Here is a 15,230-nt window from a genome sequence, read left to right as displayed (position 1 = left end):
GGCGGGACTTGCACCCGCTGGCCTGTCAAAGATCGAAGGCTGCACCAAAAAGATTGGAAACGCAGTTAAACAAAAAAAGCCGGGCGGTTAAGCCCGGCTTTTATATTGGTGTGCATTCCGCGTCTTGCGACGCGTAAAGTTCCGGTTACGGTGCCGACGCACTGCCGATCCGGTAGAACTTGAAGCCCGCGGTCGCCGCCGCGTCTTGCAATACCTGCGGTCCCGTAACGTTCGTCACTCCGATGATGAACTGCCAGGTTCCTTCCGTCAGGCTGTCCCGTGCCTCCAACCAGTACGCCCGGTTCGGCTCCGCCGTCACCGTGGTCTGGAACGTGGTCCCCAGCGTTATCACCATCGGGTTCTCCACCAAGTATGTTACCGTCACCACTGCCGCCGTCCCAATCGGAGACAGCCCGTACTTGTTCGACATGATCAACGTATAGGTGCCCGCATCATTGAGCTTCAGGCTCGACAGGTTCAGCGTTGGCGTGGTTTGGCTCGCCAACAAGTTCGTCGCATTCACGTACCAGCGGTAGGTTGCCAGGTTGCAATTGGCCGCCACGCCCACTGCCACACTGAAGTTGGTTCCTTGCGGCAGCATCACGTTGGTGGTCACCACCGCCGGATTGAACGCCGGGGCGTTGGTATCCCGGACTTCCACGTAGGTCACCAAACTGGTCGCCATCCCCACCAGATTACTCGCCACCACCTGATAGGCATCGCCTTCGCTCAGGCACGTCACCACGGCACTGGTGTAGTTGTTACCCATGCCTACTGGCGCGGTCAGGTTCGGCAGTTTGTACCAGTAGAAGTCAATGGGCGCACTGCCACCGGTCACGGTAGCGGTGAACTCCGCCTTGTTACCCACATCCACCGTGTTGGTTGGTGAAGGGGTGATGACCAAGCCGATCGGTGTGCTTGAGGTGTTCGTGACCACCAAGGTTGCCGGGACCGTGCTCGTCACCGAGCCCGCCCCATTATACACCACTACCGAGTACTGACCGTTGTTGGTCATTTGCAGGTTGGTCAAGGCGAGGGCCGGATTGTCCACCCCCACCGGCACCGTGTTATTCAGGTACCATTGGTAGTGCGGCAGCAGACCGGTCGCCGTCACCGTGAACGTGGCATTCGAGCCCACGCCTGTCGTCAGGCTCGCCGGTTGCGGATTCTGCGTGATCACCGGCAGTCCCACCACGGTCAACGTGCCATCCACCGTCAGCTTCGAGGTATCCCAGTATGAGCCCAGCGGTAACGCCGGCAGGTTGATCGTGCTGAACGCGCCCAGCGTAATCTGCGCATTGAACAGCTTGAACGTATCACCGAGTTGCGGTGCCGGCCCCATGTTCGTCAAGGTAAGCGTGCCACCCAAGGTCAGGGTGGAGATACCGGTGATCAGATCGCAGTTCGGCGTAAACTGGCGATGCATTTCCAGCACGGTATTACCCGCCAGCGTCAAGTTATTGCTGATTGTGAAGGTATTGATCGAGCCAGATAACATGGACATCACCCCGCCACTGGTCACCGTCACCGGGGCCACCAGCACGCCATTCCCCGTCAGTCCACCCTCAGAAACCGTCACCAGTCCTGTAAAGGTGTTGGTGGCATTCAGCGCCAGGGTGCCAACGCCCAGCTTGACCAGACCGGCTGTGCCAGAAAGCACGCCATTCAGGGTGATGGTATTCGTGGACGGATTGAAGATCGTATTGCCGTTGATACCAGTCAACGTCATCTTCAACGAACTGTTCCAGTTCGACCACGCACTCACCGTGCCACCACCCAAGTTAATCAGGTATGTGGTGTTGGTATCCAAACCGCCGCTCTTGAAGCCCGACGGACCCAAGATAACCGTACCACCTTCCAGGGTGTACGTATCGGTTCCCGCCGTATCATTCCGGGCGTCCAGAACAATGCCATGGGCGGAAACCGCACCGTTCGTTTGGATGAAGGTGCCGGTGCCATCCACGCCAATGTAGATAATCCCGTTTTGCTCAGCACCAATTGGCTGATTAACCACCGCCGAAGGGATTCCAACCATGGAGAGCGTGCCGCCGCCCATCACATAGGAACCGGTGGTGGGATAATGCGCCACGCGCAGCGAGTTATTCACGATGACATCGCCACCCAGTTGGGTGACATTGCCCGGCACATTCCCAATATCGCCGATCGAGATGTACTGCGCCAAAACCTTGGCGTTCGTCTGAATCACCAAGCTGCTAGCAATGTTTCGGCCAATGTACACGCCGCCGGAGAAGTAATTGGTGGTTCCGGACGCGAGGATAATGGGGTTATTCTGTCCCGCTTGCCCGATCAGGCTGGCCATGAAGTTTGTGGCGCCAGCCAGCGTCAGCGGACCACTGCCAGCCAGTTGCTGCACGGTGCCAACCCCATAGATATTGTTGGTATAGGTATAGGCATCACTGCGGGCAAATTGCAGCGTGCCGCTGGCGATATTCACTGGCACGTTCAGCGTGCCCACCGTATTAGTATTGCCGATTTGCAGAATGTAACCACCGCTCTTGGTCAACGTGCCAGCGCCAGTCACATCATTGGTCAGGACCAGGGTATTGGTAGCCACATTGACGAAGGCATTCCCGTTCACCTTCACCGGGCCGCCAATAATGTTGGTACCAACGTTATTGTACAACGTGGAACCAAGGTCCAGCACCACCACCTTGTTGAATACGTTGCTCAATAAATAGAGGTCCAGCGTGGCGTTGGCGCGCACGAACACGTTGCTGGCGGGATTGCCGGCCAGCGTACCCGCCAGATTGGTGCCATAGGCAAACTGGATGCTACCGGCGGTGATATCAATATCACCCAAAGCCGGATCCACTGTCGCATCCCAAAGCCCAAGCATACCAGCGCCGACCTTGGTCAGTTTATAGGGCTGTCCGCTACTTTTAACGGTGGCATTGGTTCCCAATTGAGAACGCAGGCCCCAGCTATTGAGTGCAACACCCAGCGTGGCATTGGTCGTCAGGGTCAACTGCCACAACGCGTTACTCTGCAAGGTTCCACTATTAACCACGGCACCCAAACCATTCAAACCCACACCGGCGATGGTGACCTGGCGATCCATGAAGTTGAGTCCGTTCACATCGAGGGTAGCGCCGGATTGCACCACGATGGAACTGGCGTTGCTGACCGCCGCAAACGCAGTAGGCTTCAGTGTTCCAGCGCCCACGATGATCGCACCCGTGTAATTCGGGTTAATGCCACCCAAAGACAGAACGCCGCCGCCTTGCTTGGTAAGGCTACCCGCCCCGCTAATCACATTGGCCACCGTGAGATCATCCACCCGATTGAACACGAGGGCTCCGGCATTCGCAATGGTGGTGGCGGCTGGCAAGGCCCCGGCAAAACCGCCATTGCCCACCTGGAGCGTAGTGCCAGGTTGGAGATCGGTGGTCGGCCACACATTGATTCCCGAGTTGGCCAAGATCATCGTGCCGCCGCTAATTTGCAGCGCACCAAAACTGTTCAGACCGCTATTGGCCAAAACCAGCGTATTCGCAAGGCTCTTGCCAAATGTGGGGGTGGTTAAGCTGCCGCTACCCAGGAACCGGTACAGGTAATTCGCACTGGATACGGTCACTGATCCGGCCACCAGCGAACCCACCAAGTTCGCATCCGTGGTGCCGCTGCTCATGCTGTCATCGAACAACACCGAGTCAGCCAACAAGAACTTCAATGGCGAGGAACCATCCGTCCAGCTATCCGTGACATTCACATCCCAATTCGTCCTGCCATTGCCATCGTAGTCACCAATCCACGTGAGGCTCACGGGCGTTCCGCTGGTCACCAGCACCCGAATCTTGTTCGGCACGCTGTAATCCAACGTGGCGGACGCGCCACTCATATCCACTTGAACCGTCAAATTAGCCTGATCGAAAGTGGCGGTGACATAGTTGATCAAGGTGTAATAGTCGTTGACGAAAGCGCCACTGATCGGCGAGAGCTTGATCACCGTGTGGCCGTTGATGACCAGATTGGTGACATTCAACAGGTCGTTGTCGGTGCCACCTTCGGTGGTGTTGACGCTACTCAAGTCAAACAACAGGGTGCCGCCACCATTCAGCGTCAAATTGCTGTTAATGGTCAGCGTGCCAATCTTACTGGCACCGCCGGGCTGGATGAAAGCGCCGGCGGAATCCGCCACCTGGCCGAAGACCGTGCCGCCGCCACCCAACGTTTGATTGGCGGAGAGGACGAAGTTGTTGTTCGTCACTTCCAAATAGGCCAGATTGCTGACGATGATATTCGCACTGTTGGCGATCGAACCGGACGCCGCGAGATTCAGGCGCCCTTCCGCAATGATCGTATCGCCCGTATAGGTATTGGCATTGGTGAGGAACGTCGTGTTGGTAGTGCCGATCTTGGTAAAGCCGGCCGGGCCACTCATCGGGCCTTCGATATACAGGAAGTTGGAATAGGTAGCCGGATTATTATAAATCAAATAATAGCCCAAGATCGAATTTGTGTTCAGGGTGATCGGTCCACGCCAGCGGGCCGCATCGGTATTACCACCCACAGCCAAGGTACCACCATTAAGCACCACACTGCCAGTATTCGTGTAATTATTCATCGGGGAGACCACGGCTCCCGCCATGATGACGAGATTACTGCCGAAGTTGTCCTTCAACGATGTTCCTTCCGAATAGGCAATGCCTTCGGCCACAATGTACTCACTCAGATTAGTCACCCGGCAACCACCTTGGAAATCCAATCTGCCCGGCCCCTTCTTGGTGAGTTTGTAGCCCTTGCCATCAATCACACCACCATAGATGTCCCAGACCGCCGCAACGACAGGTGATCCAACCCCGGCATCCCCAGTCAGTGTGACATTCGCGATCTGCGCCACCCCACCACCATGGACACCTTGAAAATTGACGCTATTGAGCACCGCGCCACGGCCATCCGGGCCGAAACCTTGGATGGTAACATTATAACTTTTACTATAGGTGATACCATTGAGGTCCAGTTGTGCGCCATTGGCCACGGTAATCATCGGCGTGGCACCAAATGCATTGGTGCAACTTCCTTTCAGAATTCCGGCATTCACCTGGATCAGACCCGTGAAATCGTTGGTTGTGCTCAAAGTCAGGATGCCAGCACCCTGCTTGGTAATCCCGGTCGTCCCCGTAATCTTGCCATTGCCACCGCCCAGCGTGTAATTCTTGGACGAATCCACCAGGACGGAACCGGGCTGAACCGTACCCGGAATCGCGATGGTGGTGAGCAAGCCCGAGTCATCAAAGATCACCGGCGACGCGGTGTTAAACAGGTCGTTGGATGCGCCATTAAACCAGTTGTACTCGGTCGTATTCCAGTTGGCACTCACATAACCGCGCCAAACGCGGTTACCGGTCAACACGCCGGCACTGACCACGAGATTGATCTGGCCGGGGGTGCTGGCATCAATCGCATAAGTATGCGTACCCGACACACTATTCACCACCGTAATGTTCGTGGCATTGCCGATCAGGTTACCACTGTAGTTCATGATTCGATACGTGCCTGCCGCCAGTTGACTGGTCAACGGGTAGATCGTCAACGTCACCGCACCACCGATGACCACATCACCGCCCACTATCAAGAGATCATTGTTGCCACCAATCGCCGTGTTGTTGGTCAAACTCCAGTTGAGCTTGGAATTATTGCTCAGGGTCAGCGAACTGGCCAGGGTCAGCGTGCCCGCCGCGCCCGAGCCGTTCGGAGAAATGGCCGAACTGTTCATGACGGTGACTGGTCCCATGACGGTGCCGTTACCCAGCAGGCCACCGCCGGAAGAACCCACAATCACGGCATTGGTACCCGCCAACTTGCCGTTGACAGCCAGATTACCATTGGTCACCAACGTCACCCCGGAATAGGTATTCGTCCCGGTAAGCGTGATTGTACCCGTACCCGACTTGCTGAGGCTGAGCGTACCCACACCGTCCTGAATAACACCACCAAAGGTGCTGGTGGCATTATTTTGCCCCAGTGTCACCATGTTGTTGGTACCCGCCACATTGTTCAAGAGAACTCCAGCCGTGCCGTTCAGGGCATCCCAGCCCTCGTCGCGGCCATTGAAGTCAAACGTACCGCCGTTCATTTGCGCGGCGGCCGCAGAGGAAATCTGGTCCCCACCGGTACCGCTCAGTTGCAGGAGACCGCCATTCACCGTGAGGAGTCCACCTATCGCGCGAATCGTGCCGGAACTCGCCTTGCCAAGGATCACAGTGCCGCTGTTCACGGTGACTTTGCCACTCACATTGTCGGTGTTGCCACCCAAAGTGAGAGCGCCGCTACCATCCATGCTGAGAGTGCCATTAAGTTGGATGCGCCCGTTATAGGTATCGTTGGCACTGGTGGTCACCCGCAATGTGCCGTTGCTGATATAGGCGTTGGGAGAATACTGTTGATCACCGAGGAGCCGAGCCACCGTCTGCGTGGTATTATTCAGGTCAATCGCGCCGCCCACGCTGTTCGTGATGCCATACATGCGAATGGTCGCCGCATTGGGTAACGCGTTGCTGTTGCCCATGACCAATCTGACGCTGGTCAGCGTAGCGCTGGGGAAACTATTAGTACCGCTCAGCGTGATGCTGCCACCCGCGCCATTATCATCGCCAAAATCAATATCATACGACCCCGTGATGGCGCTGGCGATGGTGCCAGCACTATTAATGTACGCCGAAATACGCGTATTCCCTTGAAGAGTAACGGGGCCATAAACCGTTCCGCCCGCGAGCCGAAGCGCGCCATAACGATAATCCGGAGCCACCCCCAAACATCCATAGCCGTTCAAGAGCAGCGCATTGGTAAACGCGGTGCGCACTTCAATCTGTCCGTTGGTGGTCACCGTGATCGGGCCGGTGCCCATGCTGGTCGCAGTAGCGGCAGCAACGCGCGAATTGGTGATCAAGGTGCCACCCGACCAGGTATTGGCCGGGCCCGTATTCTGCACGGTGTAAGCAGGAGCACCCGCCCCCAGAGATACCAAGTTGGAATACGCAAAGACCACCATACCGGTACCGACAATGTTATTGGTGATGGTAAATGAACCGCGATTAAAGGTCAGCCACCCATTGTTGGTGACGGTGATGGCCGCCCCCAAGGTTCCGTTATTCGAGCCCATGCCGACCTGCACGTAACCAGCGTCAATCGCAAAGATGTTGGTCAGGAGATTATTGCCGGCAAGAATCAAGGTACTGCTGCCACCAAGCTTATGCAGTGCGGCACCAGGGGTGGTCGCAGTGCCCACGATCGGATTCAACAAGGTAAGCGTGGTTCCGGCAGCCGGTGCCAGCGCACCGCCATTCGCGCCCACCCACAGGCCGCGATTCGTGCTATTGAGCGCCAAGGGGCTGGTGGCGGCCAAGGTGCCGCCATTCAGCGTCAGTTGATCAGGAATATAGCTGTTCGGGTTCCCACCCAAATTCCGTTCATCACTGATTGACACCGTGCCGGCGTTGACAACGACCTTACCGAGCGTCGTATTGATGGTCTGAAGCGTCAGCATGCCGGTGCTGTTGTTAGTCAGGTTGCCCACTCCGTCCAAGCTGCCCGTACCACCAAACGTGTAACTGGCCGTGCCATTCACCGTAATGAACTGCGGGCGCAACGCACCGCTCAGAGTGACCGCCGGAGTCGGGGAACCGGTATCGTCAAAGGTCACCGGGTCCAGTTGTTTGAATACATCGGTGGCTGTCCCATTATTATTCGTCCAATTCGGGGTGGTGTTCAGATCCCAAACGTTATTGATGCCATCCCCCCACCAGGTCAGGTTGGCCGGGGCTGAGTTGCCCGTGTACGTAACGGTGATCGAATTGGCATTCAGGGTGGGCGAGAAGGTGTAACGCGAATTGGCCACCACGCTGATGGTTCCCGACCCGGTGCGCGCCCCCAAGTTGGTGAGAATGGTGAACACACCGTTCACCGGCAAGTTCGTATCCAGGATATTCAGTTGGACCACGGTATTGCCAAGGAGCGTGAGACCGCCCTGCACGAAGAGCAGGTCGTTGGTGCCACTGCCCACCAACGTCGAGTTGGTCAGGTCAATCTTCAACACCGCATTGGACAGCGTGAGATTGTTGCTGAACATCAGGGTTCCCGGAATATTTTCCCGACCGGGCAACAGAATACCACCATCCGCCACGAACACAGAACCGGTGACGATGCCGAAGCCGCCAAGGGTCTGGTTGGTCAGCGTGTAACCACTGGTGAACGCCGAGACATCAAAAACGGCATTGGTGCCACCGACCACATTGGTGCCAAGCCGAATTGCGGCACTGTTGCTGATGGAGGCGGTGGCGAGCATCGTGATGCGACCACCCGCAATGACAGTATCGCCGGTGTAGGTGTTGGTGCCGCCCAGAATCAGGGCGTTACCATTGGTGATGGCCGGGGCAATTTTGTAAATGCCACCCGAGCCGCCAATCGCGCCCAGATAGCGGATATCCTGTGGCGTCGTTCCAGCGGACTGGCCGAGCGTATTGAAGATGCACGATCCGTTCATGGTAAGCGGCCCCAACCAAGTGGCCGTCCCAGAACCAGTCGCCTCCAAAGTCGCGCTGTTCATAGTGATGACGCAGTTATTGGTAAGCGCGCCGTAGGCGCCCACGCGTCCGGGTGTATTCACGGTAACATTGGTGCCCAAGCTGTAGTGGGCCGTTTCTCCATACACCAAGCCATTGTTGATAATCAATTCGGTGAGGTTTGTGACGGTGCCGTGGATTGGCATCTGCTCGCCGCCAATTTTGGTCAACCGGTGGCCGTTCCCATTAACCACACCACCGCGCGTACCCGCCGCCGAACAAATATCAATGCGGCTGATCACGTTGAGAGTGGCGTCATCAGACAAGGTCAGGTTTCGGATACCCACGTTCATGGTGCTGTAATTCCAATTCTTCAGGGCACCATCACCACCAGGACCAGGCCCGGCAATGACGAAATTATATGGCGTCACGTTATTAGAGCCAGGAACGCCGAAGAAATCCAATTGGGCATTGGAATTGACGGTGATGCTGGAGGCAAAACCCATGGCATTGGAGGCGCCAATGCGCAAGATGCCCGCCCGTACCACAATCGGGCCGGTGAAATCGCTCGCGGCATTGCTCAACACCAACATACCAAGCCCCTGCTTGGTAACACCGGTCACCCCGCTGATTTTACCCGCGCCAAAGAAGGTATAGGTGCCGCTATTGCTCACGGTAACCGCCCCCGGGAAAATCTGGCCGGGCAGATTGACAAAGGTCGCGGAGGCGGAGTCGTCAAACCATACCGTATCCCCATTGAAATAGCGATCCATGCTGGCTCCATTGAACCAATCCAACGGCCAAGGCGCCACGGCGGTCCAATCATTGTTGGTACCAGTGCCGCGCCAGGTGAGAGCAGAAGGCGTGCCGACCACAACCAAGTTGACCTGGTTGGTGACACTGAAATCGAGCGTATAACTGTAGCGATTCGTGGTACTGCCATTCACCACGATCATGTTCGCCGGAGCGCCGATCAGCGCGCCGCTGTAGTTGATGAGGCGATAACTGCCAGCGGCCAGTTGCGCCGCAAGTTGGTTGATGGTATTGGTGACAAAACCGGCGATAACCAAGTCGCCCTGCACATTGATCAGGTCGTTTACCCCAACACCAACGGTGGTCACATTGGTCAGCGTCCAATACAGTTTGCTGCCATTGTTCAAGGTCAGGTTCGAGGAAACTACCAGCGTTCCGGCCACCAAACTGCCGCCAGGAGACACCGTAGCATTGCTGGCAATCGTCAAACGCCCAACGACCGTACCCGAGGCATTCAAGGTTTGGTTGGTATTCAATACAAACCCATTGGTCACCGCCGAGACATCGAAGGTCGCGCCACTGGCCAGGGTGATATTGGGCGAGTTGGAGAGGGAGGCATTGCTCCCAAGCGCCAGTTTGCCGGCATTGATGAATGTAGGGCCGGAGTAGAAATTGGTGCATTGCAAGGTCATCACGCCCGGACCAGCCTTATAGATACCCATGCCTGCCGCAGTCTCATTGATCGGAGCGGCGACCACCAAGTCATTGCCAAGACTGCCATCCGCCACCGTAAAGAGGTTGGTCGCCTGCCGCAGATACAAGTTGGTGCCACCGATGACTGAAGGCGTGCTGCTGGCATACGTATTCACCACCGCGTACAGGGTGCCGTTGTTGAGCAGATCAAGGCGACCACCGCCATTGGTCGCCGAAAAGTTACCACCCGTCATGTTGATGGTGATACCAGACAGCGTGAGGTTAAGCGTGCTGGCATGGAACACCGAACCACCATTAATGGTTATGTTGGTCACCTGCAGCCCAGTGGTGTACCCCATCGCGTCGTTGACCAGCGAGACCACGGTTGCGCCTGGTTGCACGATCAGGTTATTGCGGATTGTACCGGTCCCGCCGCCCACACCCAGAGCCAGCGTTCCCTCGCTGACGGTGGTGCCATTCAAATAAGTATTGTAGCCGCTCAAAGTCAATTGACCAGGGCCAGTCTTGATCAAACCGCCCAGACTGGTGCCGTTACTGGTGATAATACCGCTGTAAGCGACGATATTCGTGCCCAGCACCTTGATGGTGCCCGTGCCGCTACCGCTAGACGGCCCAAGATAGATACCGCGATTGGCATTCAGGATAAAGGTGTCGTAGGCTTGCAAGGTGCCACCGTTGATTTGAATCTTACCCGGCGTAGCCGCCGCCGGAATCACGCCCAGGCTGCTGTCCAACCCAATGCTCACCGTGCCGCCCGAAATAATGGTATTCCCCGTGAACTCGTGCGCATTGCTGATGGTCAACATGCCCGTGCCGCTCTTGTTCAAGCTCGCCGAACCGGCGATCCGACCACTGCCAGTCAGCACATAATCAATGCCCGCATTGACCGTGATATTGGAGGGCGTCACCACGCCCACCAAGTTTACCGGCACATTGTTGGACCCGGAGCCATCAAAGGTGACCACGTCGCCCGCGCCAAAGAAATCAAGCGCCGCGCCATTCCACCAATTCAACGGGGTGGTATTCGCCTGCCACACATTCGCCGCGCCGTCGCCGCGCCAGGTGAGATTTGAATTGCCTCCAGTAAAGGTAATCTGCACATTGGGAGTCGCCACGGAAATCGTGCCACTGTAATGCGAGGCGTTCACAAAGGAACCGGAGCCGCTGAAAACACCACCGAATTTGGCAATGGTGTACGCAGTACCAAGGGCCGGACCATTCGTCAGAAAGTTGAAGGCGACCGGCACGTTGGCATTCAAGGTCAAGTCGTTCTTGATATCCACCAAGTCATTCAACCCGGTGGCATTGTTGGTCAGGTCAATCAGCATGGAACCGCCGTTAAACACCACGCTATTGGACACCGTCAGCGTTCCCGCTCCAGGGACCGCCCCAGCGGAGAGGGTGCCGCCATTGATGGTCACCGGGGCGCGCAACACGCCGGTGCCAGCCAGCGTGCCGGCAGTGACATTGATGGCCCCAGAGTTATTGGTGCCCAACACGCCATTCACCAACAGCACACCGTTATTGAGCGTGGCATTGCCTTGGTACAGGGTGTTACCTGAAACAGTTAGCGTGCCAGGGCCATCCTTGGAGAACCCACCCGGACCGGACAACGAGCCGGAAAGAGTGATGGTGTTACCGCTCGGGTCAATGCTCACGGTACCCGGAGCGTTAGTCAGCACGATAGCGGCGGAACTGGACCAGTTGGTCCACGCCCCCAAGGTGCCGCCACCCAGTGCGATGCGGTAGCCGCCATCCGTCGAGGCCGTGGTGATGCCGCCCGCTCCGAGATTGATACGTCCACCCGACAGGGTGAAGGTTTCGTTGGTGCCGCCAAGCGCGCCGGTGTTACCATTGTCATCCACCGACAGGCGCAGTACACCCACCGTACCACCGTTCAAATTGAACAAACCGACACCATCCCAACCCACAGAAAGCGGACCATTGGGGATGGAAAGCGTCCCGCCATTCATCGTGTACGTGGAGATTTCCGTCGGCCAGTGACCGACGCGCAAACCCAAGGTTCCACTCACCGTCACTGCCCCGCCATTGTGTATCACATCCCCAGGAATGGAGGTGGGATTACCAACCGTAAACTGCCCCACCGAAACGTTCGCACCAGAATTAAACGTGGCCTTGCCGTAATTGGTCACCGCGCCAACTTGCAACACCCCCGTGAGGTTCACGCTGGCCGTGCCATCAAAGGTCACGCCATTGGTTGCCCGAATGGACATGGCCCCGGTGCCAATCACATTATTCGACAGCGTATAAGCGTTCGTATTGGCGAGTTCCAACGAGCCGTTGTCATAGATGATACCGGTGCCAGGTGTGGCACTATTGGTCAGGCGCAGGACACCCGTGCTTTCAATCGTCCAGTTGCCGGAATAGGTATTATTATTGGTGGTCAAAATGAAAGCTCGGGTGGAATTACCGCGCACATTCAACATGGCCGAGCCGTTGATGGGGCCGTCCAAACGAGTATCCGATCCAGCACTCAGAGCGGTGGCATTCATCGCTGAATCATTATAGACATAAATCGGCCCTATCCAAACCTGATGACCTGAGTTGGCACTAGCCCCGCCACCACCCAAAATACCGCCATAGAGGTTGACACGGGTAGAGTTCGTTAGTCCCACCATCCCATCGTACGCATAAGCAGCCAATGTACCGCCCGGATACACCGAAACCAGATTGGTCATTTGCATTTGCGTGGTGGCTTCCCCATACAGCGTGCCGTTACTGACGACAATTTCCGAAATGTTGCTCACCGTGCCCCGGAAAGGAACCGTACTGGTGCCCACCTTAATCATCCGGTAGCCATTGCCATTCATATAACCGCCGCTGGCAAGGTCAAACCGAGCTGTGCCACCGAATACGGTATCCCCAGTCATAATGACATTTTTTATGCCGGATTTGGCCCCGTCCAAACTGCCAGCGGTGCTCTTAATTGCGCCCTGCCCATCTGGCCCCACACCATTCACTGTGTACGTGAAGCCCTTGGCGGATTGATCCACGCCGTTGACATCCACTTGACCACCGTTGGTCGCCACCACGCTTGACGCATTGGCACCCATGGAGTTGGCCACGCCCACTTTCAGGGTGCCACCACCCACAAACGTACCACCGTTGTAGAGGTTGGCACCGACATTGGTCATATAAAGAGTCCCCGCTCCCAACTTGGTCAAGCTGCCACTGGCAATCACTCCGTTGCTGGCAAAGGTATAGTTGTTTGAAGAATTGACAATGATCGCCGCTGGGGCCAGTGAAGCCCCCAGATTAATCGCCGGATTATTGGAACCGGAGTTATCAAACAACACCGTATCGCCACCATAGAACACATCCGGCAACCCGCCATTCAACCAGTTGGTGGTCAACCCCAAGTCCCACGTATTCTGCACGCCATCACCCTTCCACACCAAGCTGCGCTGGATGGCGGCACTGAACTTGACGCGAATCAGGCCGGGAGCCGAATCATCAAACGTGGCACCATACCCAGCGGGAGCCGTCAAATTCCCAGCATTGCCGATCAACGTACCGCGATAGGCGATCAGCGTATAATAGGTATTGGTCAGCGGTGTGGATTTGCCCATGAATGAAAAATTGACATTAATCTTGCCCAACAAGGTCAGATTCGACACCACCAACAAATCATTCACTCCACCACCCATATTCGTCGCCGTAGTCGAGAGATCGTAGCGCATGCCGCTGCCGTTATTCATGGTGAGGCTGTTAGTGATCGTATAAGTACCTGCCGTGCCATCGTTACCTGGCACAATAAAGGAACCCGGCAAGGCAGTCACGCTGCCCGTGACCACGCCACCATTGCCACCCAGGGCCTGATTGTTGCTCAGACAAAAACCGCCGGGGACCGCCGAAACATCAAACACCCCGCCGTTGGCCAAGATATAGGCGCTTTTACCATTACTACCGTTGGTGGCCAGCACCAAGCGCCCGGCTCCAATCACCGTGTTGCCGGTGTAGGTATTGGTACCGCCAAGGGTCCAAGTGCCAGCATCCACTTTGTTGACCGCCAGTGTATTAACCCCACCACCATCGGCAATCACCCCAGAGACAGTACCATTTGTCGGGCCACCCAGTTTCAAATATCGTAAGGTTGTATTGGGGGAAAGAGTCCCGGACAGATTTAAAGTGCCATTGCTAACAATGAAATAAGTATCCCCACCGCCACCGGCCAAGGTAAAATTACCGGCAATGGTATTATTCCCAGCATCATTATAGACCGTGCCGTTCGCCCAACTGGTGATGAAACTGATGTTGTTGCTCAAAGTAATATCACCACCGCTGCCATCCAAGCGCATCAACGTCCAACCGGTGGTCCCGTTGGCAAGCGAAACCGTTTTCGTTCCCCACCCAAGGGAGGAGCTGTTGCGCACTCCGAGACCGCCGGAATTGTTGGTAATGGAGCCCGTGAAGGTATTCGTGCCGGAAAGCCAGACCACCACGTTGCTGTTGCCGGAAAGAAAGATAGGGCCCGTGCCGGTGATGGTGTTGGTAAAGCTGTTCGTGATTTGGTAGCCGAAATTGAACACCAACGTTGAGTTGTTGGTCACCGTGCTGTAATTGGTGCCCAAATCGCCGGTGGCACCGCCCGCGCCGATTTGCAGCGTGCCCAAACCGTTGCTGATGCCACCCGTGAACGTGTTGGTGGCCGCCAAAATGGTCGTACCGGAATTCGTTTTCACCAAACCACCCGCGCCATCAATGCCCGCGTTGAACGTGAAATTGCCGGGGCCCGCCAGGAACAGGTTGCTGCCGCCATTGGTGATGCCACCCCAGAAGATCAGCGTGGCGCCGTTGCTGTTATTGGCAAAGGTCTGCGATGCCGACAGCGTGATATAATTGCTGATGATGTTATTGCCGCCACTATTATTGGTGATGCCGGCCGCGTTCGTGAACGCGTTGCCGCCAATGGAAAAGTTGGTGCCGCGTATTTCCAACCAAAGGTTGGAGTAGCTAACCAAGTTATTGAAATTAGTGATGCGCGCGGTGTTGGTGAAGGTGATACTATCCGCCGCTGTGACTGGCGCAATGCCGCCCACCCAGTTGGCAGCAGTGCCCCAGTTGACATCCGCGCCGCCGCCGTTCCAGACCTTGTTGGCCGCCGTCGCTGGCAGCGCGAGCAGGACCAGTAGCAACAGAGACAACCCGCCACCGCGCTTCTGAACTTGGGTTTGGATGGAGTTTTGCGTTATTTTCATACGTTTATCTATGGATTTGTTC

Annotated in this window: 1 protein-coding gene; it reads right to left on the bottom strand. The window is 56.4% G+C overall.

Annotated features, from left to right (window positions below):
* Positions 1-145: 145 nt before the first annotated feature.
* Positions 146-15,208, bottom strand: a complete 15,063-nt coding sequence (locus WCO56_15440; protein MEI7730968.1) for an autotransporter-associated beta strand repeat-containing protein — start codon at positions 15,206-15,208, stop codon at positions 146-148.
* Positions 15,209-15,230 lie beyond the last annotated feature (22 nt).

This window comes from Verrucomicrobiota bacterium, from assembly GCA_037139415.1.
Lineage (GTDB): Bacteria > Verrucomicrobiota > Verrucomicrobiia > Limisphaerales > Fontisphaeraceae > JBAXGN01.
Note: the sequence above shows the minus strand (reverse complement) of the source record. Positions and strands in the feature narration are given on the sequence as shown.